The 26,912-nt window shown below is 72.5% G+C and carries 25 protein-coding genes; 19 read left to right on the top strand and 6 right to left on the bottom strand.

Features of this window, described 5'->3' with window-relative positions; translation table 11 throughout:
• Positions 1 to 30: 30 nt before the first annotated feature.
• The 4 genes from IF20_RS16775 to IF20_RS16760 all read left to right on the top strand — a co-directional run bounded on the left by IF20_RS16775 (position 31) and on the right by IF20_RS16760 (position 4,128).
• Entirely contained in the window at positions 31 to 852 is an 822-nt protein-coding gene (locus tag IF20_RS16775) for an ABC transporter permease (protein WP_052866012.1), read from the top strand.
• A gap of 3 nt (positions 853 to 855) precedes the next feature.
• A complete protein-coding gene (locus IF20_RS16770; RefSeq protein WP_052866011.1) occupies positions 856 to 1,581 on the top strand; it encodes an ABC transporter permease in 726 nt (241 codons plus the stop codon).
• Between the two features lie 137 nt (positions 1,582 to 1,718).
• Positions 1,719 to 2,681 carry an ABC transporter substrate-binding protein gene (locus tag IF20_RS16765; protein WP_052866408.1) on the top strand — a complete coding sequence of 321 codons (963 nt, stop codon included), beginning with the start codon at positions 1,719 to 1,721 and terminating at the stop codon, positions 2,679 to 2,681.
• A gap of 64 nt (positions 2,682 to 2,745) precedes the next feature.
• Positions 2,746 to 4,128: a cell division protein ZapB gene (locus tag IF20_RS16760; RefSeq protein WP_110944245.1), complete on the top strand. Its 1,383-nt coding sequence runs from the start codon at positions 2,746 to 2,748 to the stop codon at positions 4,126 to 4,128.
• Positions 4,129 to 4,362: 234 nt separating this feature from the next.
• Here IF20_RS16760 and IF20_RS16755 read toward each other — a convergent pair whose 3' ends face one another.
• Complete coding sequence (locus tag IF20_RS16755) at positions 4,363 to 5,505, bottom strand: NADH-quinone oxidoreductase subunit D (RefSeq protein ID WP_052866009.1); 1,143 nt, start codon at positions 5,503 to 5,505, stop codon at positions 4,363 to 4,365.
• On the bottom strand, positions 5,502 to 6,674 hold the full coding sequence (locus tag IF20_RS16750; protein ID WP_052866407.1) for an SAM-dependent methyltransferase: 1,173 nt from the start codon (positions 6,672 to 6,674) through the stop codon (positions 5,502 to 5,504). Before IF20_RS16750 ends, IF20_RS16755 begins: the two co-directional genes overlap by 4 nt.
• A 121-nt stretch (positions 6,675 to 6,795) precedes the next feature.
• On the opposite strand from IF20_RS16750, the gene IF20_RS16745 reads away from it, so the two are divergent.
• The 3 genes from IF20_RS16745 (at position 6,796) to IF20_RS16735 (ending at position 9,223) form a co-directional block, all read left to right on the top strand.
• Positions 6,796 to 8,001 (top strand): sensor histidine kinase, encoded by a 1,206-nt coding sequence (locus tag IF20_RS16745; RefSeq protein WP_052866008.1) that lies wholly within the window; start codon positions 6,796 to 6,798, stop codon positions 7,999 to 8,001.
• A gap of 76 nt (positions 8,002 to 8,077) precedes the next feature.
• Positions 8,078 to 8,761: a response regulator gene (locus tag IF20_RS16740; RefSeq protein WP_052866007.1), complete on the top strand. Its 684-nt coding sequence runs from the start codon at positions 8,078 to 8,080 to the stop codon at positions 8,759 to 8,761.
• Between the two features lie 36 nt (positions 8,762 to 8,797).
• Positions 8,798 to 9,223, top strand: a complete 426-nt coding sequence (locus tag IF20_RS16735) for a DnaJ family domain-containing protein (protein ID WP_052866006.1) — start codon at positions 8,798 to 8,800, stop codon at positions 9,221 to 9,223.
• A gap of 36 nt (positions 9,224 to 9,259) precedes the next feature.
• Here the strand turns inward: IF20_RS16735 and IF20_RS16730 are convergent, their stop codons facing one another.
• A complete protein-coding gene (locus tag IF20_RS16730; protein WP_052866406.1) occupies positions 9,260 to 10,372 on the bottom strand; it encodes a DUF5937 family protein in 1,113 nt (370 codons plus the stop codon).
• 145 nt (positions 10,373 to 10,517) lie between these two features.
• Between IF20_RS16730 and IF20_RS39970 the strand changes: the two genes are divergently transcribed.
• A complete protein-coding gene (locus tag IF20_RS39970; protein WP_234426688.1) occupies positions 10,518 to 10,832 on the top strand; it encodes a hypothetical protein in 315 nt (104 codons plus the stop codon).
• Here the strand turns inward: IF20_RS39970 and IF20_RS16725 are convergent.
• Positions 10,743 to 11,897: a threonine aldolase family protein gene (locus tag IF20_RS16725; RefSeq protein ID WP_052866005.1), complete on the bottom strand. Its 1,155-nt coding sequence runs from the start codon at positions 11,895 to 11,897 to the stop codon at positions 10,743 to 10,745. The genes IF20_RS39970 and IF20_RS16725 overlap by 90 nt on opposite strands.
• Positions 11,898 to 12,106: 209 nt before the next feature.
• Here IF20_RS16725 and IF20_RS16720 point away from each other — a divergent pair, with 209 nt between their 5' ends.
• The 10 genes from IF20_RS16720 (at position 12,107) to IF20_RS16675 (ending at position 20,392) form a co-directional block, all read left to right on the top strand.
• Positions 12,107 to 13,036 (top strand): Rossmann-like and DUF2520 domain-containing protein, encoded by a 930-nt coding sequence (locus tag IF20_RS16720; RefSeq protein WP_052866004.1) that lies wholly within the window; start codon positions 12,107 to 12,109, stop codon positions 13,034 to 13,036.
• Complete coding sequence (panC, locus tag IF20_RS16715) at positions 13,033 to 14,181, top strand: pantoate--beta-alanine ligase (RefSeq protein ID WP_110944243.1); 1,149 nt, start codon at positions 13,033 to 13,035, stop codon at positions 14,179 to 14,181. Before IF20_RS16720 ends, panC begins: the two co-directional genes overlap by 4 nt.
• A 19-nt stretch (positions 14,182 to 14,200) precedes the next feature.
• On the top strand, positions 14,201 to 15,967 hold the full coding sequence (locus tag IF20_RS16710; protein ID WP_052866003.1) for an L-aspartate oxidase: 1,767 nt from the start codon (positions 14,201 to 14,203) through the stop codon (positions 15,965 to 15,967).
• Positions 15,964 to 17,007: a carboxylating nicotinate-nucleotide diphosphorylase gene (nadC, locus tag IF20_RS16705; protein ID WP_052866002.1), complete on the top strand. Its 1,044-nt coding sequence runs from the start codon at positions 15,964 to 15,966 to the stop codon at positions 17,005 to 17,007. Before IF20_RS16710 ends, nadC begins: the two co-directional genes overlap by 4 nt.
• Entirely contained in the window at positions 17,007 to 17,804 is a 798-nt protein-coding gene (locus IF20_RS16700) for a type III pantothenate kinase (protein WP_052866001.1), read from the top strand. The genes nadC and IF20_RS16700 overlap by 1 nt, the downstream gene beginning before the upstream one ends.
• Positions 17,805 to 17,916: 112 nt before the next feature.
• Positions 17,917 to 18,570 carry a hypothetical protein gene (locus IF20_RS16695; RefSeq protein ID WP_234426687.1) on the top strand — a complete coding sequence of 218 codons (654 nt, stop codon included), beginning with the start codon at positions 17,917 to 17,919 and terminating at the stop codon, positions 18,568 to 18,570.
• Positions 18,571 to 18,617: 47 nt separating this feature from the next.
• Positions 18,618 to 18,797 carry a hypothetical protein gene (locus IF20_RS16690; protein WP_052865999.1) on the top strand — a complete coding sequence of 60 codons (180 nt, stop codon included), beginning with the start codon at positions 18,618 to 18,620 and terminating at the stop codon, positions 18,795 to 18,797.
• 164 nt (positions 18,798 to 18,961) lie between these two features.
• Positions 18,962 to 19,375 carry a BlaI/MecI/CopY family transcriptional regulator gene (locus IF20_RS16685; RefSeq protein WP_110944242.1) on the top strand — a complete coding sequence of 138 codons (414 nt, stop codon included), beginning with the start codon at positions 18,962 to 18,964 and terminating at the stop codon, positions 19,373 to 19,375.
• A 9-nt stretch (positions 19,376 to 19,384) separates the two neighbouring features.
• Positions 19,385 to 19,903, top strand: coding sequence for an amino-acid N-acetyltransferase (locus IF20_RS16680; protein ID WP_110944241.1), 519 nt, complete (start codon positions 19,385 to 19,387; stop codon positions 19,901 to 19,903).
• 156 nt (positions 19,904 to 20,059) lie between these two features.
• Positions 20,060 to 20,392, top strand: a complete 333-nt coding sequence (locus IF20_RS16675; protein ID WP_052865996.1) for a histone-like nucleoid-structuring protein Lsr2 — start codon at positions 20,060 to 20,062, stop codon at positions 20,390 to 20,392.
• Here the strand turns inward: IF20_RS16675 and IF20_RS39965 are convergent.
• Positions 20,323 to 21,090, bottom strand: coding sequence for an SCO3374 family protein (locus tag IF20_RS39965; protein ID WP_110944240.1), 768 nt, complete (start codon positions 21,088 to 21,090; stop codon positions 20,323 to 20,325). The genes IF20_RS16675 and IF20_RS39965 overlap by 70 nt on opposite strands.
• Positions 21,091 to 21,578: 488 nt before the next feature.
• Between IF20_RS39965 and IF20_RS16670 the strand changes: the two genes are divergently transcribed.
• A complete protein-coding gene (locus tag IF20_RS16670) occupies positions 21,579 to 24,104 on the top strand; it encodes an ATP-dependent Clp protease ATP-binding subunit (RefSeq protein WP_052865995.1) in 2,526 nt (841 codons plus the stop codon).
• Positions 24,105 to 24,177: 73 nt separating this feature from the next.
• Here the strand turns inward: IF20_RS16670 and IF20_RS16665 are convergent, their stop codons facing one another.
• Complete coding sequence (locus IF20_RS16665) at positions 24,178 to 26,832, bottom strand: NACHT domain-containing protein (RefSeq protein ID WP_052865994.1); 2,655 nt, start codon at positions 26,830 to 26,832, stop codon at positions 24,178 to 24,180.
• Between the last annotated feature and the right edge of the window lie 80 nt (positions 26,833 to 26,912).

Below are 26,912 nucleotides of genomic sequence, written 5' to 3'. Positions count from 1 at the left end.
ACGCTCTTGAGTACGTACCCGAATACGGCCATGATCCAGGCAGCGGGCCCGCGGAACTGCCTGCAGGCCAACGACTGGATCTGCGGCGAGTATGTGCGCAGCCGTGGCCAGGAGTTGCTGGACGCCACCGTCCAGCACGTCTGGATCACCGTCGCCTCGGTGGCCATCGGACTGCTGATCGCCTTCCCGCTGGCCCTGCTCGCCCGGCAGCGGCGCGGGGCGGCCGGCCCGGTGCTCGGCCTGACGACGATTCTGTACACGGTCCCGTCGCTGGCCATGTTCGCGCTGCTGACTCCGCTGTTCGGGGTCTCGGCCGCGGTGGTCGTGACGGGCCTGGTGCTCTATTCGCTGACGATCCTGGTGCGCAACATCCTCGCGGGGCTGCAGGCGGTTCCGGAGGAGGTGCGCGAGGCGGCCCGCGGGATGGGGTACGGCCCGCTGCGGCTGCTCTTCCAGGTCGAACTGCCGTTGGCGCTGCCCGCCCTGATGGCCGGACTGCGGATCGCCACGGTCTCGACGGTGGCGATGACGACGATCGGCGCGGTCGTCGGCTTCGGCGGCCTGGGCAATCTCATCGACAGCGGGATGCAGGGCTTCTTCAAGGCGGAGGTGCTGACCGCCTCGGTGCTGTGCGTGTTGCTCGCGCTGATCGCCGACCTGCTGCTGGTGGGGGTCCAGCGGGCGTTGACGCCCTGGACCCGGGCCGGCCGGGCGGGGACCGGCGGCGCGGGAGCCGGGGGCAAAGACGAGGAAGGCACGGGCGGCAGGGACGGTAAGGGCGGCACGGGCGGCGGACGTCCGGGGGCCGGACGGACGCGGGGACTCGGGCGCGAGCGGAAGGCGGTGGCCTGAGCCATGGATGCGATCACGGGTGCGTGGGACTGGCTCGGCTCCGCGGCCAACTGGGCCGGTGAGAGCGGCGTCTGGCACCGCCTCGGACAGCACGTGCAGCTGAGCGTGGTGTGCCTGGCCATCTCCTGCTTGCTCGCACTGCCGGTGGCGCTGTACTTGGGCCATCTCGGCAAGGGCGGGGCGCTGGCCCTCAACCTCGCCAATGTCGGCCGCGCGGTGCCGACGTACGCGGTGCTGGTGCTGCTGACGCTCAGTCCGCTGGGCAAGGCGGGGGACTGGCCGACGATCGTGGCGCTGGTGCTCTTCGCGGTACCCCCGCTGCTGACCAATGCCTACGTGGGCATGCGCGAGGCGGACCGCGATGTGGTGGAGGCGGCCCGCGGTATGGGCATGTCCGGCCGGCAGTTGCTGATCCGGGTGGAGCTGCCGCTCGCGTACCCGTTGATCATGACGGGGCTGCGGTCGGCGTCGGTGCAGGTCGTGGCGACGGTGACGCTGGCCGCGCTGGCAGGTGGCGGAGGCCTTGGCCGGATCATCACGGCGGGCTTCGGCAATTACGACACGCCGCAGGTGGTGGCCGGCGCGGTGCTGGTCGCCGGGCTGGCGCTGCTCGTCGAGGCGGTGCTGGTGGCGGTGGAGCGGCTGTGCGACCCGATGCGCGGCAAGCGGCCGGCGCGGACGGGCCGCCGCGGCATACGGGCGCCTCGCAAGGAGACGGCGGCCGCCTGAGCGGGCGCCGGGCACGGCCGCGTGGGTGCCGGGCACTGCCGTTCCGGCCGTCCCTCTGGTGTACTCCACTGCTCGATCCCAACGAACGGACCGGCGGACGGCCGGCGGACCGCCTCAACGACTGGATGGTGAAACCGATGAACAGCACGTCGCGTACCGCGCGGACGGCCCTCGTCGCGGGGACGGTGCTGGCGCTGGCCGCGGGGCTCTCCGCGTGCGGCGGCCAGAGCCTGGAGGAAAAGGGCGGCAAGGACGAGGGCGGGAAGGGCACGATCGTCGTCGGTTCCGCCGGATTCACCGAGTCGCAGGTGCTCGCCGAGCTCTATTCCAAGATCATTTCCAATGCGGGTTACAAGGCGTCCGTACAGACGCTGAAGAATCGCGAGCTGTACGAACCGGCCCTGGAGAAGGGCCAGATCGATGTCGTTCCGGAATACGCCTCCACGCTCGCCGATTTCCTCAACGCCAAGGCGAACGGCGCCAAGGCGAAGTCCGTCGCGTCCAACGACCCGGACGAGACGGTCACGGCGCTGAAGAAGCTCGCCGAGCCGCGCGGACTGAAGGTTCTCCCGCACGGCTCCGCGACGGACCAGAACGCCTTCGCGGTCAGCAAAAAATTCGCCGCGCAGCACAAGCTGAAGACCCTCTCCGACCTCGGCAGGTCGGGGGAGAAGGTGAAGCTCGCGGCGGGCGAGGAGTGCGAGACCCGGCCGTACTGCCTGCCGGGCCTGAAGAAGACGTACGGCATAGACGTCACGGGCATCGACCCCAAGGGCGTGGGCTCGGTGCCGGCCAAGCAGGCCGTCAAGGACGGCACGGACCAGCTCGTGCTGACGACCACCACGGACGCCACGCTCGGCGACTTCGGATTGGTGCTGCTCAAGGACGACAAGCACCTGCAGAACGCCGAGAATGTGCTGCCGGTGGTGAATGCCGAGAGCGCCGGCGACAGCGCGATCGCGAGTGCGCTCGGCAAGCTCACGAAGGTGCTCACCACCAAGGACTTGATCGAGCTGAACCGTCAGGTCGATGCCGACCGGCGCAAGCCGGCGGATGTCGCCGAGGCCTATCTGAAGGAGAAGGACCTGCTCAAGAAGTAACCAGCGGGAAACGGATTGGCGGGTGGGGCCCCATCGGCCTCGCACGCACGGTAAATTTCAGGCCATGCCACGAGGACGCCACCGCCATTCCCCACCCCTGCACAGGCTTCTTCCCCCTGCGACGGTCGCCGGTGCGTCAATTGCCTGCGCCGCCGGTGCCTGGCTGGTCGGCGATGCGCTCGTGCTCCGGATCCTGGTCGCCGCCTCGGCTCTGGCCGCGGTCGGCGGCGCCGTGCTGGCCCGCCGTTGGGACCGTACGGCGGGCAAGCGGGTCGCCGACCTCACGCGCGCCCGGGTGCGCGACGAGTGGAGGACCGAGGAGCGCATAGCCGAACTGGAGACGGACGTCGAGGAGGGCCGGGAGATCCGGACCGCTCTGGAGACGAAGCTGCGCGCCAAGCGCGCGGAGCTGGCCCGGCTGCGCAACGAGCACGCCGCACTGCTGCGCCGGTACGCCACGGCCGAGACCGAGCGGGCCAGCGCCCTGGAGGGCCGCCGCCGGCTCGCGATCGATGCCGCGGTGCCGGCCCGTGAGCTGACCGCGGGCGGCGCCGTGCCGGTGCCGGGCCTGACGGCCGTCGCGCCCGCGGCGGTCGCCCCCGTCGCCGACGGTACGGTCGCGGCCGGCATCGCCCCCGGTGCGCCGCGGGCCGCGGCCCGCACCACCCGCACGGCCGCTGCGGGCCGTGGCCCCGCCCATGCGGCTCCCGCCCCGGCTCCCACCGCCACCGACTTCCGCCGGGCGGACGAGGCGCTGCTGCGGCTGCGGGAGAGCGCCGTACGGCAGGAGGCCGCCCGTCTGGACGCCGCCCGCCGTGCGGAGCGGGAGCGTGCGGAGCGGCAGCGCGCTGCCGAGCAGGCCAGGGCCGCCGAGCAGGTCCGTGCGGTCGCCGCGGGCGCGCCCACGCTGCGTCCGGTGCCGGCCGCGGCGGTCGCGCCGTTCACCCCGCAGCACCGGCCCGCGTCGCGGGCGACCGGCGGCTTCGACTTCTTCGGTACGGGCACCGCCTCCCGGGCGACCGGCGGTACGGACACGGTCTCCGCCTCGGGCGCGGTCGCCGTGCCGAAGGAGGCCCCGGCGGCGCCGCTGGAGGAGGACCTGGCGGACGTGGTGGGCGACGAGGCGGTGGCCGAGCAGTCGGCCCGCGCCGCGGCCGCTCCGCGGGCCGCTCAGCCGCACGAGGGTGCCGCGACGGCCGCTCAGGAGGCCGCCGGGACCGACGCCGGACCCGCGACCGAAGCGGGGGCGAAGGCCGACCCCAAGACGGAACCCACGGCCGAACCCAAGACCGAACCCACGGCCGAATCCAAGACCGATGCCGATGCCGATGCCGACGTCGGCTCCGGGGCCGGCGAGCGTGCCGCCGGTGAGGTCATCGATCTGACCGCGCACGACGAGACGGAGCAGTTCGACGTCGCGGAGCTGCGCAGCGCTGCTGCTCAGTAAGCGGCAGCAGCCACAGGCCGTACGAACGAAGCGCCCGCGCCGGTCACCGACCGGCGCGGGCGTTCTTGTGCGTTCCGAGACCGCGTCGGGCCACTGGCAGGTGGGTGGGCGAAAAGTTATCCACACCCTGTGGATGTTCCTGTTGGTGTTGGTCCGGGCGACACTCCGCGTACAGCGGGCCGTGCCCCGGGCGTCACAAGAGGCCCGGGCGTGACCTGTGGCCGAGGCCGCGCCTCACTTGTCGATGTCGCCGACCACGAAGAACAGCGACCCCAGGATCGCGACCATGTCGGCGACCAGGGTGCCGGGCAGCAGCTCCGTCAGCGCCTGGATGTTGTTGAACGAGGCCGAGCGCAGCTTGAGGCGGTACGGCGTCTTCTCGCCCTTGGAGACGAGGTAGTAGCCGTTGATGCCGAGCGGGTTCTCCGTCCAGGCGTAGGTCGCGCCCTCGGGGGCCTTGAGCACCTTCGGGAGCCGCTGGTTGATCGGCCCCGGGGGCAGCTCGGCCACCCGGTCCAGGCACGCGTCGGCCAGGTCCAGCGCGTTGTGCGTCTGCTCCAGCAGCACCTCGAAGCGGGCCAGGCAGTCGCCCTCGGAGCGGGTGACGACCTTGAGCGTGTCCTGCAGGTCCCCGTAGGCCAGGTAGGGCTCGTCGCGGCGCAGGTCGAAGTCGACGCCCGAGGCGCGGCCGATGGGCCCGGAGACGCCGTACGAGTGCACCGCCTCCGGGGTCAGCACGCCGACGCCGCGGGTCCGGCCGCGGAAGATCTCGTTGCCCAGGACGAGGCGGTCGAAGACGTCCATACGGGAGCGGACCGCGGCCACCGCGTCCCGGGCGCGGCCGAGCCAGCCGGCGGGCAGGTCCTCCTTGAGGCCGCCGACGCGGTTGAACATGTAGTGCATCCGGCCGCCGGAGATCTCCTCCATGACGTTCTGCAGCTCTTCGCGCTCGCGGAAGGCGTGGAAGACCGGGGTGATCCCGCCCAGCTCCAGGGGGTAGGAGCCGAGGAACATCAGGTGGTTGAGCACGCGGTTCAGCTCGGCGAGCAGCGTGCGCGTCCAGACGGCCCGCTCGGGAACCTCCATGCCGAGCATCCGTTCGACGGCCATCACGACGCCGAGCTCGTTGGAGAACGCCGACAGCCAGTCGTGGCGGTTGGCGAGCACGATGATCTGGCGGTAGTCGCGCGCCTCGAAGAGCTTCTCCGCGCCCCGGTGCATGTAACCGATCACCGGTTCGGCATGGCTGATGCGCTCGCCGTCCAGTACCAGGCGCAGCCGCAGCACTCCGTGCGTGGAGGGGTGCTGGGGCCCGATGTTGAGCACCATGTCCGTGCTCTCCGCCGCACCGCCAATGCCGACCATCGTCTCCGTCATGGGGACAGTCTGACAGCTTCCGCTTCCGCGCCGACCGGCTGGACCAGCCAGTGGAAGGCGCCCAGGCCGCCCGGGTCGGTCAGCTCGGCGGCCTCGCCGGCCCCGTTGAGGGCCCGCAGGTAGGCGGCCGGATCGGTGGTCGCGAGGGCCAGCGGCGGCCGGCTGCCGTCGACGCCGAGGGCGCGCAGCGCGGCCCGTTGGGTGAGCAGCAGCGCCCCGGTGCCGCCGGCCGCCGCGCAGGCGTCCAGGGCGACGTGTGCGGTGATGTCGCAGCCGCCGTCCGGTACGGGGGCCACCTCATGGCCGTCCCGGAAGCCGGTGAGCGTGCCGTAGGGCGGGCGGGCCTCCCGTACGTGTGCGTAGTCCGCGGCCACGGCGAAGCCGCGAGCCAGCGTCCCCACCGCACGCGCCCACGCGACATCCCGCGGCCGCCCGATCTCGGCACGCGCCCCCGCCCCCTGAAGGCCGGCGACCTCGCGATCCGAAGGGGCGCCCGCCGCGCCTGCTTCGGGGGCAGCGACACCGGGCTCCGAAAGAGTGTCCGCCGCGCCCGCTCCGGGGCCGGCATCCGCCGTCTCCGAGAGGGCGCCCGCCGCGCCGCCCAAGGGCCACCACTTCGACAGCCAGGCGGCGTCCTCGTCCGTCACCGGTGGGCCGAGTCGCTCGGCACCGTCCGCCGGCCGGACGAGCACGTGGCGCGGCACGCCCGCGGAGTCCGTCTCGGCGACGTCGACCGGAACGTTGTCCAGCCACTCGTTCGCGAAGACCAGGCCGGTGAGCGTCCCCGGGGCGGGCAGCTCGTCACGCCACGTGATGCGCGGGTCCAGCCCTTCGGGGCGGGGTGCCTTCTCGACGGCGTGCGCCTGCAGTCGCGCCGGCAGGCCACCGGCCGCCGCTCCGGCAGCCGCGTCCAGCGCCTCCAGCACGCCGCTCAGCAGCTCGCCACGGCCCGCGCCGATGTCCAGGAAGTCCAGCCGCTCCGGACGCCCCAGCGCCTCGTCCACGCGCTCCAGCAGCCGCGCCACGGCGCCCGCGTACTGCCGCGAGGCGTGCACCGAGGTGCGGAAGTGCCCGGCGGGCCCCGGACCGTCCGTGCGCGTGTAGAAGCCGCCGGGCCCGTACAGCGCCCGTTCCGTCGCGTCCCGCCAGCCGTACCACTCGTTCGTCACCGCTTCACGGTACGGGCGCGCCGGGTGCTCCCCGGCATCCACCTTGGGGAGTAGGAGGCGCGCACAGGATCGCTCCTCCGGTTGACTCGTACACCTTTCCCCGCTGCCTACGCTGGGTTACGTGCAGCGTCTCTACGACTTCTTCCGCAGGCACCCGACAGGTGTGGACACCTTCTGGGCGCTGCTGCTCCTCGGCTTCGCGGGGCTGTGGCTGATGTCGGACTTCCTCCGTGGCTCCCTCCAGTACCTGGTCGGAGTGGCCGTCGTCCTGTCGCTGTGCACGGTGGTGGCGCTCCGTCGCCGGGCCCCGGTGAAGATGCTGTTGCTGGCGACCGGAGCCGGCCTCGTACAGCTGGCCTTCGATGTGGAGCCCAACCCGGCCGACTTCGCGATGCTGGTGATCATCTACACCGTCGCGTGCGGCAACGTCCGCTGGGCGTCCCGGTACGCCCTGATCGGCGGCGCCCTCGCGCCGGCCCTGTCCCGGATCCGCTGGAGCGAGCCCAGCCCGTACCGCACGCTCTGGCAGGACGTGATCGTCACCGTCTTCCTGGCCGTGCCCTTCGTGCTGGCCTGGGTGATGGGCGACTCGCTGCGCACCCGCCGCGCCTACTGGGCGCAGCTGGAGGAGCGCGCCGCCCGCCTGGAGAAGGAGCGCGAGACGCAGTCGCGGATCGCGGTGGCGGCGGAGCGCGCCCGCATCGCGCGGGAGCTGCACGACGTCGTCGCGCACAACGTGTCGGTGATGGTGGTGCAGGCCGACGGTGCCGCCTATGTGCTCAAATCGGCGCCCGACCAGGCCCGGCAGGCGCTGGAGACCATCTCCGGCACCGGCCGGCAGGCGCTCGCCGAGATGCGCCGCCTGCTGGGCGTGCTGCGGACCGGTGAGGGCGCCGAGGGCGGCGAGTACGTGCCGCAGCCCGGCGTCGAGCAGCTCGCCGACCTCGTGGAGCAGGTGCGCGGCGCGGGCCTGCCCGTGGAGTTCACGGTCCACGGGCAGGAGCGGCCGCTGCCCAGCGGCGTGGAGCTGACCGCGTACCGCATCGTCCAGGAGGCGCTGACCAACACCCGTAAGCACGGCGGGCCGGGCGTCGGCGCGACGGTCAGCATCGGTTACGGGGAGGAGAATCTCGAACTGCTCGTCGAGGACGACGGACGCGGCGCGCAGCACGAGCTGTACGAAGACGGCGGCGCCGACGGGCTGGGCCACGGCCTGATCGGCATGCGGGAGCGCGTCGGTATGGTCGGCGGCAGCCTGGACGCGGGGCCGCGGCCGGGCGGCGGCTTCCGTATCAGCGCCGTGCTGCCGCTCACTCCGGTGCGCTGACGGGCGCGCCACCTCGGACGCGCCGGCCGGCGCGTCCTCCTGCTGACCGATGCCCCCGAAGGGACGGACCCCTGCCATGACCATCCGCGTGATGCTCGTCGACGACCAGGTGCTGCTGCGCACCGGCTTCCGGATGGTGCTGGCCGCCCAGCCGGACATGGAGGTCGTCGCGGAGGCGGGCGACGGGGTGGCCGCCCTTGAGGCGCTGCGGGCGACCCGGGTCGACGTGATCCTGATGGACGTGCGGATGCCGCATCTGGACGGCGTGGAGGCCACCCGGCGGATCTGCGGGGAGGGCACGGTGGAGGACGCGCCCAAGGTGCTCATCCTGACCACCTTCGACCTGGACGAGTACGCCTTCTCCGCGCTCAAGGCCGGGGCCAGTGGTTTCATGCTCAAGGACGTGCCGCCGGACGAGCTGCTGGCGGCGATCCGCGCCGTGCACAGCGGCGACGCGGTGGTCGCGCCGTCCACCACCCGCCGGCTGCTGGACCGGTTCACGCCGATGCTCCCGTCGGCCGCGCCGCAGGAGGGCCGCCCGGAGCTGGGCCGGCTCACCGAACGGGAGCGCGAGGTGCTGCTCCTCGTGGCGCAGGGCCTGTCGAACGGGGAGATCGCCGCCCGCCTCGTCCTCTCCGAGGCCACGGTCAAGACGCACGTGGGCCGCATCCTCACCAAGCTCGAACTGCGCGACCGCGTGCAGGCCGTCGTGCTGGCCTACGAAACGGGCCTGGTGCGGGCGGGCGGCGGCGCATCATAGAAGGACCGCTGTCTCCTACTTTCCAGGGAGAGCACCGTGACCGACCGCAAGCCGCCGGGCGTCAGCTTCGAGACCTGGGTCGACCGGCAGATCAGGGAAGCCGCCGAACGGGGCGAGTTCGACGATCTCCCCGGCGCCGGGAAGCCCCTCACGGGCCTGAACAAGCCGTACGACGAACTGTGGTGGGTGCGGGACAAGATGGCGCGGGAGGGCGTGTCCTACCTCCCGCCCACGCTCGCGCTGCGCAAGGAGGCGGAGGACGCGCGGACCGCGGCGCGTGCCGCCAGGTCCGAGCGCGAGGTGCGACGGATCGTCGCGGACATCAACGCCAGGATCCGGGAGGCGCTGAAGAACCCGCCCCCGGGGCCGCCGCTGGGCATCGGCCCGCTCGACCCCGAAGAGGTCGTCGGGGAGTGGCGCGCCGCTCTCCGGGAGCGGATGCGCAGGCGCGACGCCTCTTGAGGCGGTGCGCGCGGCGTGCCCCGAGGCCGCGGGCGGTCACCGCAGTACGCCCTCCAGGAAGTCGCTGCCGAGCCGGGCGACGACCTGGAGGTCCAGCTGGTGCAGCACGTACCGGCCGCGGCGCCGGGTCCGGATCAGGCCCGCCTTCTTCAGGACGGCCAGGTGCCGGGAGACCTCGGGCGCGGTGATCCCGTGCTCGGCGGCCAGTTCCCCGGTGGTGAACGCGGTCCTGGCGAGGTTGCGGCAGATCCGGACGCGCATCGGGTGGGCCAGTGCCTCCAGGCGCTGCTGGAGCAGGTCCACGGAGGCCGGGCGGGACAGCTCGGGCGTGGCCACCGGGTAGTGGATCACGGGCCGCCAGCCCGGCGCGTGCAGCACCATCAGATGCGGCCATCCGAAGGACGTCGGGACGAACGTCAGGCCGGCGCCGACCGTCGGATCCACCGCGCTGGCGCGCCCGTTGCTGAGCTTGTCCACCATGATGCGGCGCCGCGCCTCGTCCAGGGAGAGGGCCGCGGACACCTCGGACAGCGCGTCGGTCAGCCCCTTGTGACGCAACACCTCCGCCTTGTGCCGCGCGTCGGCCGCCAGTTCCACGCGGACCCGCTGCCACACGTCCCCGAAGAACGCCGCGTCGCAGTCCTCGAAGAAGCGGCGCAGCCAGGCCCGTACGGCAGGCGGGTCGGCCAGCAGCCGCCGGGCGAACTCCGCCTGGCGCGGGCCGCGCGCCACCGCGCGGTCCAGCGCCTGGTCCCGCGCCTCGGCGTCGACCAGGGGGGACGGGCCGCCGCGGCTGTAGAGACTGGCGCAGGAGATCTCCAGCGCCGCGGCGACGTACAGCTCGTCGTCCAGCCGGTCGAGCAGGTCCAGATCCTCGGCCAGCGTCGCGCCGGGCATCCCTCGGGTCTCGGCGAGTGCCGCGAACGGCAGGGAGATGTCGGAGAACGTCGGCCCCCACAGGAAGTCCGCCTCGTGCAGCCGGTCCGCCAGGTCCGGCTTGAGCGCCGCGCAGGTCGCCGTCGTCCAGCCGTGCAGCCCCGGGTGGTGGCCCGGCTCGGTCAGCGCGTGCAGGGTGGTGCCCAGCTCCGCGAGCGGCGAAGGGGCGAAGACGATGCGCTCCTCCGGAAGGCCGGTGATGTCGATCTGGATGCCCATGCGTCCTCCCCTGTGCCTGCGCGCCGTCCCCGGCCCGTTACGCCCATCATGCGTGACCTGCGGAGCATCGCCGACGACGTTTGACGGCTCCCGTCAATCCACGTGCTCCCGCCGGCGTCCGCCGCCCACCGTGGAGGACATGAACGCGATGCAGCAGCACATGCTCGATGCCTACCGCGCCGCGCAACGGGGAGAGGCCGCACCGCCGTTGCCGGGTACCGGCGACCTACGGGCCCTGCGCGCCGTACGGGACCTGCGGCGCTTCCAGGCCGTCGTCACCGCGCCCGCCGACCGCCTGCCGGCCCGGCTCCGGCGCGCCGTGCGGTCTCTCCTGAGCACCGTCCCGAGCCCCCGTACGGCCGTCTCAGCCCCCGTCGGCCACCGTCCGCACCCGGGCGAGGAACTCCGCGAGAACGCCCCGCACATCGGCGGCAGTCCAGCCCAGTGCGGCTGACGCGACCTGGACCTCGGTCGTCGCCGTGCCCGGTACGCCCCCGCCCCACCAGCGGCGGAAGAGGGCGGTGCGGGTGTCCTCGGCCAGCCGCAGGCTCGCCTCCTCCACCACCTCGGGGGCGTACGGCAGCCACACCCGGAAGTCGTGGGTGTGCGGCGGGTCGGGGTGCACCCGGAACCACGGCACGCCGTGCTCGGCCAGGCCTTCGCGCAACGCCCCGGCGATGACCTTCGCGTGCGCGACGTACTCCGGGAGCCGCGGCAGCTCCCGGTCCAGCCCCGTCAGCGCGGCCAGCGCGACCGGCCACTGCTGGAGCGGCAGCCCGCCGTATCGGTGCCGCCAGGCCCGCGCCTCGGCGGCCAGGTCCTCGCTGCAGGCCAGCGCGGCCCCGGATATGCCGCCCAGTGACTTGTAGAACGACACGTACACGCTGTCGGCCAGGTCGGCGATCTCCGGGAGCGGCCGCCCGAAGTGCGGCGCCGACTCCCACAGCCGCGCCCCGTCGAAGTGCACCACCGCGTCCCGCTCGCGCGCCGCTTCGGTCACGGCCACCAGCTCGTCCCACGAAGGCAGCACGAAGCCCGCGTCCCGAAGGGGAAGTTCCAGCGCCAGCGTCCCGAAGGGCTCGTCCAGACCGCGCACCTCCTCGGCAGTCGGCAGCCGCGGCTCCCGCGTCGGATGGATCATGCGCAATCCGCTGACCACGTGGTACGCGTCCCGCTCGTGCACCTCCAGGTGCGACAGCGGATGGCCGGCCACGGTGGCGCTGCCCGTCCGCCCCGCCCAGCAGCGCAGCGCGACCTGCTGCGCCATCGTGCCGGTCGGGAAGAACACCGCGTCCTCGGTGCCGAGCAGCTCCGCCGTGCGGCGCTCCAGGGCGCCGACGACGCTCTCCTCGTCGGCGTAGAGGTCCACCGCGGTGTCCAGGTCGTACGCGTCGGGGGCGTCGGCGGCCAGCCGGGCCAGCCGCTCGCCGACGGTCTCGTCCCCGGGCCGGCGCGTCAGCGCCCGGTCGCAGCCGCGCCACGCCACCAGCCGGCGTGTCCGCTCCTCTTGGTCGGTCATCCGCTGTCCGCCTCCTTGTCGCGTCCGCCCACCGCCGGTATGCGGCCCGATCATCCCGTACCGGCCCCCGGGCGGCGACCGGCTTTCGCGCGATCACGAGACGCCCGTCTCACCTGTCCGCCGTCCCTCGGGCGCGCGCGGAACACCGCGTAGCATGACCAGGAAACGTCCGGTACCCCCCGCGGACTGGAACGGAAGGCCATCGCCGCGTGAATGACAATCCCTCGACAGACCCCCAGGACCGCCCCGCCCGGCTCACCGTCGGCGTCGTCGGGGCCGGCCGCGTGGGGCCCGCGCTCGCCGCGGCCCTGCAGCTCGCCGGGCACCGCCCGGTCGCCGTCTCGGGCGTCTCCGACGCCTCCAGGCGGCGCGCGGCCGCGCTCCTGCCCGACGTGCCCCTCGTGCCGCCGGAGGAGGTCCTCGCGCGCGCCGAGCTGGTGCTGCTGACGGTCCCCGACGACGCGCTGCCCGGCCTGGTCGCCGGCCTCGTCGAGACCGGCGCCGTACGGCCCGGACAGCTGCTCGTGCACACCTCGGGGCGGTTCGGCGCCGGCGTGCTTGACGAGGCCACCCGGGCCGGTGCGCTGCCGCTGGCGCTGCACCCCGCGATGACGTTCACCGGCACGTCCGTCGACGTCCAGCGACTGGCCGGCTGCTCCTTCGGGGTCACCGCGCCCGAGGAGCTGCGGATGGCCGCCGAGGCGCTGGTCATCGAGATGGGCGGCGAGCCCGAGTGGATCGAGGAGGCCGCCCGGCCGCTGTATCACGCGGCCCTGGCCAGCGGCTCCAACCACCTGATCACCCTGGTCGCGCAGTCCCTGGAACTGCTGCGCAAGGCCGGCGTCCAGGCCCCCGACCGGATGCTCGGGCCGCTGCTCGGCGCCTCCCTGGACAACGCTCTGCGCTCCGGTGACGCCGCGCTGACCGGCCCGGTCGCCCGCGGTGACGCCGGTACGGTCGCCGCGCACATCGCCGAGCTGCGCGAGCACTCCCCGCAGGCGGTCGCCGGATACCTGGCCATGGCCCGTACGACGGCGGACCGGGCGCTCGCGAACGGACTGCTCAAGGCGGAGCTCGCCGAGGACCTGCTGGGCGTGCTCTCGGACGTCGCGGACCGCTCGGAGGGAGGCACCCGATGAACACCACGGCACACCACCCCGCCGGTGCGGAAGCTGCCGTACTGCCGGCGGCGCCCGCCCCCGTTGCGGCCGGTCCCCGCCTGGTGGAGACCGCCGCGGAGCTGCGCGCCCTGAAGCGCCGCGGTCGCCGCGCCGTCGTGATGACCATGGGCGCGCTGCACGAGGGCCACGCGACGCTGATCCGTACGGCGCGTGATCACGTCGGCCCCGAGGGTCAGGTCGTGGTCACCGTCTTCGTGAACCCGCTGCAGTTCGGCGCGGGCGAGGACCTGGACCGCTATCCGCGCACGCTGGACGCCGACATCGCGGTCGCCGGCGAGGCCGGTGCCGACGCGGTCTTCGCGCCGTCGGTCGAGGAGGTCTACCCGGGCGGCGAACCGCAGGTGCGGATCGGCGCGGGCCCCATGGGCGACGTGCTGGAGGGCGCCTCGCGCCCCGGGCACTTCGACGGCATGGCCACCGTGGTCGCCAAGCTGCTGCACCTCACGGCGCCGGACGTGGCCCTCTTCGGGCAGAAGGACGCCCAGCAGCTCGCCATCGTGTCGCGCATGGCACGCGACCTGAACTTCCCCGTGCGGATCATCGGCGTGGAGACCGTGCGGGAGCCCGACGGCCTGGCGCTCTCCAGCCGCAACCGCTACCTCTCGCCCGCCGAGCGCCGCACCGCGCTGGCCCTGTCCCGGGCGCTGTTCGCGGCCCGCGACCGGCTGGCCGCCGAGGAGGCGCTGCGGGCGCGCGCCGGGGCCGGTGCGCACTCCGAGGCGCGCGCCGCCGGCCTGGCCGCCATGGGCGAGGACCGGGCGGCGGCCGACGCGCACGCCCTCGCGTACGCGGCGTCCGCCGACGCCCCGCAGGGCCCCGAGGTGGCCCGTGCGGCGGCCCGGGCCGTCCTGGCCGACGCGGCCCGCCTCGACCCGCCGCTGGAGCTGGACTACCTGGAGCTGGTCGACCCGGACACCTTCACGGCGATCCCGGACACCGAGCGCGCTGCGGAGGACGGGCCGTACAAGGGCGGGTACGAGGGCGAAGCAGTGCTCGCCGTGGCCGCCCGGGTCGGTACCACCCGCCTCATAGACAACATCCGCCTCACTTTCGGGCCCGCCGTACCGCAGAGCGGACCCCCGTCAGCAGGAGAGCAACGATGAGCAGCGCAGGAGCCACCCGATGACCGGGGCGACCGGGCCCGGCATACGACTCGAAGCGCCCGCGCCCGGCTGGGCCATCGACGCGGACGTCGTCGTGGTCGGTTCCGGCGTCGCCGGGCTGACCGCCGCCCTGCGCTGCGCCGCGGCCGGCCACCGTACGGTCGTGGTCACCAAGGCCCGGCTGGACGACGGCTCCACACGCTGGGCGCAGGGCGGCATAGCCGCGGCGCTCGGCGAGGGGGACACCCCCGAGCAGCACCTGAACGACACGCTCGTCGCAGGCGCCGGGCTGTGCGACGAGGCCGCGGTGCGCACGCTGGTCACCGAGGGCCCGGACGCGGTACGGCGGCTGATCGCCACGGGAGCGCGCTTCGATGCGGGCGAGGACGGCGAGGAGATCGCGCTGACCCGCGAGGGCGGCCACCACCGGCGCCGGATCGCGCACGCGGGCGGTGACGCCACCGGCGCGGAGATCTCCCGCGCACTGGTCGAGGCGGTGCGCGCCATGGGGAGGGGCGAGCGCGAAGCGCTCTCCGGCAAGGGCGGTGGTGGGCGACGGGCGGGCCTGCGCACCATCGAGAACGCGCTCGTGCTGGACCTGCTCACGGACGCCCAGGGCCGTACGGCGGGCGTCACGCTGCACGTGATGGGCGAGGGCCAGCACGACGGGGTGGGCGCCGTGCACGCGCCCGCCGTGGTGCTCGCCACCGGCGGTATGGGCCAGGTCTTCTCGGCCACCACCAACCCCGCCGTCTCCACGGGGGACGGCGTCGCGCTGGCTCTGAGGGCCGGTGCCGAGGTCTCCGACCTGGAATTCGTGCAGTTCCACCCGACCGTGCTCTACCTGGGCCCGGAGGCGGAGGGGCAGCAGCCGCTCATCTCCGAGGCGGTGCGGGGCGAGGGCGCGCACCTCGTGGACGGCGACGGCGTGCGCTTCATGGTGGGCCAGCACGAACTGGCCGAATTGGCGCCGCGCGACATCGTCGCCAAGGGCATCATGCGCCGCGCCCAGGAGCAGGGCACCGAGCACATGTACCTGGACGCGCGGCACTTCGGCGCGGAGATGTGGGAGCGGCGCTTCCCGACCATCCTGGCCGCCTGCCGCAGCCACGGCATCGATCCGGTCACCGAGCCGATCCCGGTGGCGCCCGCCGCGCACTACGCCTCCGGCGGCGTCCGCACCGACCTGCACGGCCGGACGACCGTACCGGGCCTGTACGCGTGCGGTGAGGTCGCCTGCACGGGGGTGCACGGTGCCAACCGGCTCGCCTCCAACTCCCTCCTCGAAGGGCTGGTCTTCGCCGAGCGGATCGCGGCGGACATCACGGCGCGTCCTCCGCGGCAGCCCGGGGAGCCCGTGGCGCCGGAGCACCCCGCCCTGCCGCTGCTCCCGCCCGAGGCGCGGCCGACGATCCAGCGGACCATGACGGCCGGCGCCGGAGTGCTGCGGTCGGCGGCCAGCCTCGCGGAGGCGTTCGCGACGCTCGTCCGCCTGCAGCGGGAGGCCGACGGCGAGGCCGAGGAGCACAAGGCGGTCGTGCCCGGCGTGGAGGCCTGGGAGACGACGAACCTCCTGCTCGTCGCCCGGGTGTTGGTGGCCGGCGCCCGGGCGCGCGAGGAGACCCGTGGCTGCCACTGGCGCGAGGACCACCCCGAGCGCAACGACGACGTGTACCGGCGCCACCGCATGGTCACCTACCATCCGCCCCGCACTGTCGGCCTCACCGGTATCACGGACTCCGCCGACTTCCCCGCCATCCACTTCGAAACGGAGCCGAACCCGTGAGCACGCCCGACGACCTCCCCCTTCTCCAGATCGGCCGTCCGGGCCAGAGCACCGACGCCGGAGGCTGTGGCGACGCCTGCGGCTGCGGCGGCGGTGACGACGCCTACGAGCTCGACCCGATGGAGTGCGGTCTGGACCCGGACCTGGCCGCGCTCCTGGTGAACGCCGGCCTGGACCCCGTACAGGTCGAGGACATCGCGCACCTGGCCATCGAGGAGGACCTCGACCAGGGCGTGGACGTCACCACCGTGGCGACCATCCCCGAGGACGCCGTCGCCACCGGCGACTTCACCGCCCGGGACGCCGGTACGGTCGCGGGCCTGCGCATCGCCGAGGCCATCCTCTCGGTGGTCTGCACCGACGAGTTCGCGGTCGAGCGGCACGTCGAGGACGGCGACCGGGTCGAGGCCGGCCAGAAGCTGCTGTCGGTCACCGCCCGCACCCGCGACCTGCTGACCGGCGAGCGCAGCGCGCTGAACATCCTGTGCCGGCTCTCCGGCATCGCCACCGCCACCCGTGCCTGGGCGGACGCCCTGGAGGGCACGAAGGCGCGCGTGCGCGACACCCGGAAGACGACGCCGGGCCTCCGCGCGCTGGAGAAGTTCGCCGTGCGCTGCGGCGGCGGGGTCAACCACCGCATGTCCCTCTCGGACGCGGCGCTCATCAAGGACAACCACGTGGTGGCCGCGGGCGGCGTCGCCGAGGCGTTCCGGGCCGTACGGACCGAGTTCCCGGGCGTGCCGATCGAGGTGGAGGTGGATCGGCTGGACCAGATCCCGCCGATCCTCGCCGAGGGCGCCGACCTGATCCTGCTGGACAACTTCACGCCCGAGCAGACCCGGGAGGCGGTGGAGCTGGTCGCGGGCCGCGCGTTCCTGGAGTCCTCCGGCCGCCTCACCCTGGGCAACGCCCGCGTCTACGGGGAGACCGGCGTGGACTACCTCGCCGTCGGCAGCCTCACGCACTCCTCGCCGGTCCTGGACATCGGCCTGGACCTGCGCGAGAACGCCCCTGAGGACGCCGGGGAGGCGCGGGCCTGATGCTCCTGACCATCGACGTCGGCAACACGCACACCGTCCTCGGCCTCTTCGACGGCGAGGAGATCGTCGAGCACTGGCGGATCTCCACCGACGCCCGCCGCACCGCCGACGAACTGGCCGTCCTGCTCAACGGCCTGATGGGCATGCATCCGCTGCTCGGCGAGGAGCTGGGCGACGGCATCGAGGGCATCTCCATCTGCTCCACCGTCCCCTCGGTCCTGCACGAGCTGCGCGAGGTCACCCGCCGCTACTACGGCGATGTGCCGGCCGTGCTCGTCGAGCCCGGCGTGAAGACCGGCGTGCCGATCCTCATGGACAACCCCAAGGAGGTCGGCGCCGACCGCATCATCAACTCCCTCGCGGCGGTGGAGCTGTACGGCGGCCCCGCGGTGGTCGTGGACTTCGGCACGGCCACGACCTTCGACGCGGTGAGCGCGCGCGGCGAGTACGTCGGTGGCGTGATCGCCCCGGGCATCGAGATCTCGGTGGACGCGCTGGGCGTCAAGGGCGCGCAGCTGCGCAAGATCGAGCTGGCCCGGCCGCGCAGCATCATCGGCAAGAACACCGTCGAGGCCATGCAGTCCGGCATCCTCTACGGCTTCGCCGGCCAGGTCGACGGCGTCGTGCAGCGGATGGCGCGGGAGCTGGCCGACGATCCCGAGGACGTGACGGTGATCGCCACCGGCGGACTGGCCCCGATGGTGCTCGGCGAGTCCTCCACGATCGACATGCACGAGCCCTGGCTCACCCTCATCGGGCTGCGCCTGGTGTACGAGCGGAACGTCGGGCGGCAGTGACGCACCGCGCACCCGCGGCGCCCTGGAAGGGGTGTTGCGGGTGCGCTCCGGGCGCCGCACCCGGAAATTTCAAATAACGGGGGTTTGTCCATTTAGTAATTAAAGTCGGGCCATGCCCACGCCATACGGATTCCGCGGCGGCATGGCGTTCAGCGCGGACGAACTGCGCGTGCTCCGCCGCGCCCTCGCCACCGCCCTTCAGCCCCTCCCCGCCCCCGGCCCCGCTCCCGCCGGCTCCGTACCCGTGTCCCGCGACCCGCGGCGCACCGAAGAGGTCCAGGAATGCCTCCGGCTCACCGAGGCCCTGGACGAGGCGGTGCACGAAGGCGCCCGGCTGCGCGCCTTCCTGTACGCCGACCTCGCCCGGCACCGCGAAGCGCTCCCGGGTTCCGCGTACGGCTACCTGGGCCGCCTCCAGGAGGCCCTGGCGGCCGGGTACGTACCGGGTCCGGACGACCTCGCCGCGCTCCGGGTGCTGCGCTCGGTGGCCGCCGGGCCGGCCGAACGGAGCCGCCGCACGGCCCTGCTGCGCCGCTGCGAGCAGGCCGCCGAGCACTCCGTACGGGCCCGGCTGCGCGCGCTCCCCGGCGGCCGGTCGGCCGGCGAACCGGAGCGCCCGGCCGCGCCGCAGCCGGAGCGGAAGCCTGCTCAGCCCCGTCCAGCGGACCCGCAGCCCGACCGGCGGGACCGGCCGGTGCCCACGCCCGGCGAGGTCTTCCCGCCGCGCCGCAAGCCCGCTCCGCCCCCCGCGGCCCGGACCGCCTGAGGGCGCCGCGTACTCTGGAAGCCTCGTCGCACAAGGAGGCCCTCGTCATGGACTACGTGTCAGCTCTGCTTCCCCCTGTCGTGATGGCCATCGCCTTCGTCGGGGTCATCGTGACGATGATCAAGAGCCAGGGCGGCGCGAACAAGGCCAAGGAGGATGCGGCCGTGGACGCGGTGCTCCAGAGCGCCGAGGCCGCTCGTCAGGAGCCCAAGGCGCACGGCGCCTGAGGCGCGCGGACCCGCGGCGGTCCGCCTCGGCCTTCGGGCCGCACGAATACCGACGTAGGGCCCGGGATTGCGCATCCCGGGCCATACGTCTATTTCCGCAAGGAATCGGTCGCGCGCCCTCGTCAACACGCGGCATTCTGGACATCTCCCACTATTGTTCTCGTGTGCCGAGACGTTTGGGTGAACTGGAAGATGCCGTCATGACGCGGGTCTGGCAGTGGAACCGGCCGGTAACCGTTCGGGAAGTCCTGGAAGATCTGCAGAAGGAACGGTCCATCGCGTACACCACGGTGATGACCGTATTGGACAACCTTCACCAGAAGGGCTGGGTGCGGCGAGAAGCGGAAGGCCGCGCCTATCGATATGAGGCGGTCTCCACTCGCGCCGCCTACTCGGCCGCACTGATGAACGAAGCGTGGTCGGTCAGCGACAACCCCGCCGCCGCCCTCGTCGCCTTCTTCGGGATGATGTCGCAGGAACAGCGGCAGGCCCTCCGTGATGCCATGCGCGTCGTACAGGCGGGAGCCCCCGAGGAAGTCGCGGAACCCGGCTCGGGACCCCCGGAGTCGGAACGATAGCGTCCTTGCATGCCACCACTATCGAATGGCGTCAGCGTCCGCCGGGCCCGGACCGGTGATGTGCCCGCCGTGCGTCACCTCATCGACTCGTACTCACGTGACGGGATCCTGCTCGACAAAGCCACCGTCACGCTTTACGAGGACATCCAGGAGTTCTGGGTGGCCGAGCGCGACGAGGACGCCGAGGTGGTGGGCTGCGGCGCGCTGCACGTCATGTGGGAAGACCTCGCGGAGGTCCGCACACTTGCCGTCGCCCCCCAGCTCAAGGGCGCCGGCGTGGGCCACCAGGTCCTGGACAAGCTGATCCGTACAGCAAGCTGGCTGGGAGTGCGCCGTATTTTCTGTCTGACCTTCGAAGTCGACTTCTTCGCCAAGCACGGCTTCGTGGAGATCGGCGAGACTCCGGTCGACGGTGATGTCTACAGCGAGCTGCTGCGTTCCTATGACGAGGGTGTCGCCGAGTTCCTCGGTCTCGAACGAGTGAAGCCCAACACCCTAGGCAACAGTCGCATGCTTCTGCACCTGTGATCAGCGTTCTATGTCCGAATCGCGCCCCTATCTCATAGCTGCTGAACCCGACGTTCCCCGGAGCTGCCGCAGCTGAACCCGACCCGGGGGTTTGTGTTTTTCCCGGAAAAGCGGTTTGCTTTCCGTCGTAATCCACATTCGATGAAAGGGAAACCGGTGGCACAGAAGGTTCAGGTTCTTCTTGTCGACGACCTCGACGGTGGCGAGGCGGACGAGACCGTGACGTTCGCGCTCGACGGTAAGTCCTATGAGATCGACCTCAGCACCGGCAACGCGGAGAAGCTGCGCGACGCCCTTGAGACGTTCGTGAAGGCCGGTCGCCGTACCGGTCGCGCCGCGAGCGGCCGTGGCAAGGCGCGCGCTGCCTCCTCCGGCAACAAGGACACCGCTGAGATCCGTAAGTGGGCCAAGGACAACGGTTACGAGGTCAATGACCGCGGCCGTGTCCCCGCGACCGTTCGTGAGGCATACGAGAAGGCCAACGGCTGATCACCGCGGAAGCGATCCGTTCGACCTTTTCCTACGCGCAGCAACCGGGCCCGGTGGCATTCCGTTGCCGCCACGCTCACGAGCCGTACGAGGTCGGGGGCGCGCCCCATACGTGACGTACGGGGAACCCCACCACCGCCCCCGAGGCCTGCCCCGCTCCCCGTGGAGGGCAGCGTCGCCTCGACATCGCAGCCCGGCTCCGGAGGCCGTACCCACGCGGCCCCTCGCGGACCGAACCCCGTAGGCAGCCCAGGCCCCGCTGCCGGTACTGACGCCCCGCCGCGCGCGGCCGGCGTCCAGGGCGCCACAGGCGGCGGCGCGGGCATCAGGTCACCGGAGCCGAGAGCGGTCAGTTCGAGGTCCACCGAGCCCCACTCCAGCCACTCCAGCACCCCTGGCAGCTCCTCTGCCGCGCCTGTGGCCACCAGAAAGCGCAGGACCGGTTCTGCGGGCCGCAGGGAGCCTTCTGCGGGCCTCTCGCTCCTGTCGAGCGCGACGGGGCCTGTGGAGCCCACCCGGCGCAGCGTGGCGAAGCCTGCGTCCGCGGGCATCTCCAGGACGTCGAAGCGGATGCCGGTGCGCAGCCGGAGCCGTGCGGCGCCGTCCGTCGGCCAGCCCAGCGTCTGCTCGTACCAGCGCTGCGCGCCGGATTCTGCGGCGTGCAGCGGGTCGCGGGGGCGCGGGAGCGCGAGGGCCATGACCGGTGCAACTGCCGAAATGCCCAGAAGTTACGCTGGGTTGAAGGGTGGATACGTACCGTGCTCGCCAGGTGGGTATAGGACGGGCGTGCGGGTGCGTAAACCGGCGCAAGGGTGTTCGCCCGTAGCGGAGCCAGGCGGGCCGCGCGGATGGACTGTCGGAGGCAGCGGGTAAGACTTTCCGCGAGGGGAGGGACGATGAAACGCAGCGTTGAGCGGGACGTTCGCCAGGAACGCGCCATGAGCGCGGGCGTGTCGAAAGCGGCCGCGTTCGCCATGGGCGTACTGGCGCGGGGCGTATATGCCTGGCCTGCGGGAACATCGTCTCGCACCATCGGGTTGGAGCAGATGTCGGCTGTTCGGGGCAGGAGGCCAAGGACGGGTGTCGGCAGTTGGAATGAGCTGTCCCGCCCCGCGGGACTAGCATGCGGAAGGACAGGGAGGGGACCGACCCCTAACTGCCTGACCGCTCTGAGGAGCGATTAACGATGTTCGAGAGGTTCACCGACCGCGCGCGGCGGGTTGTCGTCCTGGCTCAGGAAGAAGCCCGGATGCTCAACCACAACTACATCGGCACCGAGCACATCCTCCTGGGCCTGATCCACGAGGGTGAGGGTGTCGCCGCTAAGGCCCTGGAGAGCCTCGGGATTTCGCTCGAGGCGGTCCGCCAGCAGGTGGAGGAGATCATCGGCCAGGGCCAGCAGGCCCCGTCCGGTCACATTCCCTTCACCCCCCGTGCCAAGAAGGTCCTGGAGCTGTCGCTCCGCGAGGCCCTTCAGCTCGGCCACAACTACATCGGCACCGAGCACATCCTGCTCGGCCTGATCCGCGAGGGCGAGGGCGTCGCCGCCCAGGTCCTCGTGAAGCTGGGCGCCGATCTGAACCGGGTGCGGCAGCAGGTCATCCAGCTGCTCTCCGGCTACCAGGGCAAGGAGACGGCCGCCGCCGGCGGCCCCGCCGAGGGCACCCCCTCGACCTCCCTCGTCCTGGACCAGTTCGGCCGCAACCTCACGCAGGCCGCTCGTGAGTCCAAGCTCGACCCGGTCATCGGGCGCGAGAAGGAGATCGAGCGGGTCATGCAGGTGCTGTCCCGGCGTACGAAGAACAACCCGGTCCTCATCGGCGAGCCCGGCGTCGGCAAGACGGCGGTCGTCGAGGGCCTGGCCCAGGCCATCGTCAAGGGCGAGGTGCCCGAGACCCTCAAGGACAAGCACCTCTACACCCTCGACCTGGGCGCCCTGGTCGCCGGCTCCCGGTACCGCGGTGACTTCGAGGAGCGCCTGAAGAAGGTGCTCAAGGAGATCCGCACCCGCGGCGACATCATCCTGTTCATCGACGAGCTCCACACCCTGGTGGGTGCGGGTGCCGCCGAGGGCGCGATCGACGCCGCCAGCATCCTGAAGCCGATGCTGGCCCGCGGTGAGCTGCAGACCATCGGTGCGACCACGCTCGACGAGTACCGCAAGCACCTGGAGAAGGACGCGGCCCTGGAGCGCCGTTTCCAGCCGATCCAGGTCGCGGAGCCGTCGCTGCCGCACACCATCGAGATCCTCAAGGGCCTGCGCGACCGCTACGAGGCCCACCACCGGGTCTCGATCACGGACGAAGCGCTGGTCCAGGCCGCTCAGCTGGCCGACCGGTACATCTCCGACCGCTTCCTGCCGGACAAGGCGATCGACCTGATCGACGAGGCCGGCTCCCGGATGCGCATCCGCCGGATGACCGCGCCGCCGGACCTCCGCGAGTTCGACGAGAAGATCGCCGACGTGCGCCGGGAGAAGGAGTCCGCGATCGACTCGCAGGACTTCGAGATGGCCGCGGGCCTGCGCGACAAGGAGAAGCAGCTCCTGGCCGCGAAGGCGAAGCGGGAGAAGGAGTGGAAGGCCGGCGACATGGACGTCGTCGCCGAGGTCGACGGCGAGCTGATCGCCGAGGTCCTCGCGACCGCCACCGGCATTCCGGTCTTCAAGCTCACCGAGGAGGAGTCTTCCCGTCTCCTCCGCATGGAGGACGAGCTGCACAAGCGCGTCATCGGCCAGAAGGACGCCATCAAGGCGCTCTCGCAGGCCATCCGGCGTACGCGTGCCGGCCTGAAGGACCCGAAGCGCCCCGGCGGTTCGTTCATCTTCGCGGGCCCGTCCGGTGTCGGTAAGACCGAGCTGTCCAAGACGCTCGCCGAGTTCCTCTTCGGCGACGAGGACGCGCTGATCTCCCTCGACATGTCGGAGTTCAGCGAGAAGCACACGGTCTCGCGGCTCTTCGGTTCGCCCCCCGGCTACGTGGGCTACGAAGAGGGCGGCCAGCTGACCGAGAAGGTCCGCCGCAAGCCGTTCTCCGTGGTCCTCTTCGACGAGGTCGAGAAGGCGCACCCGGACATCTTCAACTCCCTGCTGCAGATCCTGGAGGACGGTCGCCTGACCGACTCCCAGGGCCGGGTCGTGGACTTCAAGAACACCGTCATCATCATGACGACGAACCTCGGCACCCGGGACATCTCCAAGGGCTTCAACCTGGGCTTCGCCGCCCAGGGCGATGTGAAGACCGGCTACGAGCGGATGAAGAACAAGGTCAACGAAGAGCTCAAGCAGCACTTCCGGCCGGAGTTCCTGAACCGTGTCGACGACACGGTCGTCTTCCACCAGCTCACCGAGGAAGACATCATCCAGATCGTCGACCTGATGATCGCCAAGGTGGACGAGCGCCTCAAGGACCGGGACATGGGCATCGAGCTCAGCACCGAGGCCAAGAAGCTGCTCGCCAAGCGCGGTTACGACCCGGTGCTGGGCGCCCGCCCGCTGCGCCGGACGATCCAGCGCGAGATCGAGGACGCCCTGTCGGAGAAGATCCTCTTCAACGACCTGCGTCCGGGCCACATCGTGGTCGTCGACATCGAGGGCGAGGGGGAGAACACCAAGTTCACCTTCCGCGGCGAGGAGAAGTCGGCCCTGCCCGACGCCCCGCCGATCGAGTCCGCCACCGGCGGCTCGGGCCCGAACCTGAACAAGGACGCGTAAGCGCGAGTCCCGTCCGCTGCCCCGGAACCACAGCTGTGGTTCCGGGGCAGCGGCGTTTCCACGACCCGTTGCGCTACAGCTCCACCACTTCGATGCCCTCCGGGATGTCGGTGGGGCGGGGGAGGCGGCTGCCGATGAGCAGCGTCTCCAGCCGGGGGAAGGCGGTCAGCCAGTCCATCGGGACGCCCAGGTCGTAGGAGAGCCACAGCCGGGTCAGCCGCTCGGCGACGACGCCCTCGATGAGCTGGTCGGGCGTGAACCGGCCGGCGATCTGGAGGTGCGGCCGGCCGCCCAGCCGGCGCAGCGCGTGCAGCTCCTGCGGATCCGAGACCGGGAAGTACAGCTCGGTGTCGTCGAGATGGGCGATGATCTCGCGGGCGTACCGCTCGGTGTCGTACTTCCGCCAGGCGCTCGCCAGCTGCGCCCGTACGTCCAGGTGCGGCCGCTCGCGCAGTCCTGTGAGGTAGTCGATGGCCATGTCGTCGCCGATGGAGGTGGCGGTGAGCGCGAGGAGGTAGGCCTCCGCGTCGGTGGCCGTGGCGGGGTCCGGCAGCATCTCCAGGACGATCGGCCCGATCCAGCCCAGCGCACGTGCCCCGGCGGGGGTGGTGGGCCGCATCATGTCGCGGGTGAAGCGCTGCACCCGCCGGCGTACCTCCGGGTCCAGCTCGGTGGCGTGCTCCAGGCAGGCGGCGGCCAGCAGCTTGCGGTGCCGGGCATCCGCTGCCTTGACGCCCGCGTGCGGGGCCAGCAGCCCGTTCAGCAGCTGGGCGCACTCGTCGGGCCGGGCGAGTGCGACGGCCATCCGGATGACGTCCTCCCACTCCGTGTGGTGGGCGTGGTCCAGCAACAGCGTGAAGTCGTGCCGCTGCACGGTGGCCCGCGCGGCGAGATAGTCCTGGAACGTGCGGTGCACGAAGTCCACCGTGCCGGGCGTCGTCTCGCGCAGCAGCCCCGTCCGGTTCAGCAGGTGCCGGTAGACGTCCTCGGCGTCGCCCTGCCGGGCCGCGTCGGGGATGGCGGGCAGGTGCCGGGCGAGGGTGTCGACGGCTACGTCCCGGCCCATCTCGGAGCGCCCGTTGACCAGCATCCAGTGGGCCAGCTTCTGCAGCAGCTGAATCTTCGGCTGCCGCGGCAGGTCGATGGCGTCGGTGGGGACCATCGCCCGCTCCTGGTCCCGCCGCTCCAACAGCATCGACAGGCCCGCGTCGTACAGCTCCTTGCGGCCGCTGGGGAGGTAGCCGCGGCGGTCCCGGTGGAGCGCGCACAGCAGTCCGCACATCAGCGGGTTGGTGGCCAGCCGCCCCAGGTCTCGGGTGATGCGGACGGCGTTCAGCAGCGTCCGTTCGTAGTGCCCGAGCCGGTCCAGGTCGGCGGGCGACTGCTGGGCGGCGGCCCGGTGCCAGCGCTGGATGAACGCCGCGACGTCCTCCCGGCTCATCGGCGCCAGCCGCAGCTCGGTGAAGCCGTCGGGGGCCAGCCAGTCCTCCGGTACGGCGGAGGGCCGGGAGGTCACCACCCACACGTTGCCGGGGTACCGGGTCGTCCACTCCCGCAGCCGCGTCCGCAGCCGCTCGCGGTCGTCCTCCGGCGCCTCGTCCACCCCGTCGACGAGCAGCAGCCCGCGGCCCGCCCGCAGCACCCGCTCCGCCCACCCGGGCGGCTGCCCGGCCGCGCCCGGGTGCCCCATGGCCGCCAGGAAGCCGTCCGGCGACGGGATGCCGGAGTGCGAGGCGAAGCGCCGTACGGGCAGCAGGAACGGCACCCGCCCGGACAGCTCCGCGCTCAGCGCCGGCGGCAGCTCGTCGCGCGCCGTGCCGACCGCGAGCCACTGCAGCAGGGTCGTCTTGCCGGACCCCGCGACGCCCCGTACGAGCACCCGGTCCAGCCCGGAGAGGGCCTGTTCGGCCGGGACGGGCGGCGCCTGCGGGCCGGGGTCCCGGCGCTCGCGGGCCGGCGGCCCTGACGTCTCCGGCTGGCCGCGCTCGCACTGAAGCCCCAGGTAGGCGGCGTCCAGCGGCCAGCTGTCCGGGGAGTGCGCGAGGTCGATGCCGAAGATCGTGAGGTGGTTGTGGAGCACGGTGACGTCGCGCGCGTACTGCGCTTCGAAGGCGGCGTCGTCGGGCGCTTCCTCATCCCGGACCGCTCCGTCCGGGACCGCCTCGCGAAAGACCGGTTCGCCGCCTCCGCCGTCCCCGTCGGAGCCGTCCTGCCCGGCCGCCAGTTCCGCCAGCCGCCGGGTCTCCGCCGGCAGCGTGCGGGCCACGAAGTCCGACCGTCGCGTGAAGAAGTGCAGGATGTGCACGGCCAGGACGTCGAGGACGGCCCGGTACAGCGCGCGGCCGTCATCGGTCAGCGCGTGCTCCACGTCCGGGACGGCGGCCCGCATCCGCTGCGCGAAGTCGCCGGGCCGCAGCCGTACGGCGTGCCAGTCGTCCAGCTCGGACGCGGCGAGCGCGGCGAGCGTACGGGCCAGCGCGCCGACCAGGGGCGGGAGCGCCGCCTCGGCGGGCACGGCCGGCGCCACGAGCCGCTCCGCGAGGCGTTCCAGGTCCTCCTCGGTGAGCGCCGGCTTCTCCCCGCGGAAGGCCACGAGCCGCGCCACGGGCACCGGCCGGTCGTCCGCCACCCCCGCCGCCGGATCGTCCTCCGCGCTCACGAAGAGCGCTCTGACGAGGGGCCCGACGTGTCCTGGCACGAGGCGGGCGGCGGCGGTCGTGGGATCCATGCGGAGGTGTCCCCCGGTAACTGGTGGGCGTCTGCAGCGCTGTTGGGCCTCAGGGTAGGGGAGCGGGGCGGGGTTGTGAG

Origin of the sequence: Streptomyces niger (assembly GCF_000718305.1) — a bacterium.
GTDB classification, from domain to species: Bacteria; Actinomycetota; Actinomycetes; order Streptomycetales; family Streptomycetaceae; genus Streptomyces; species Streptomyces niger.
The sequence above is the reverse complement of the archived record's forward strand: the minus strand, read 5'-3'. Positions and strand labels throughout refer to the sequence as shown.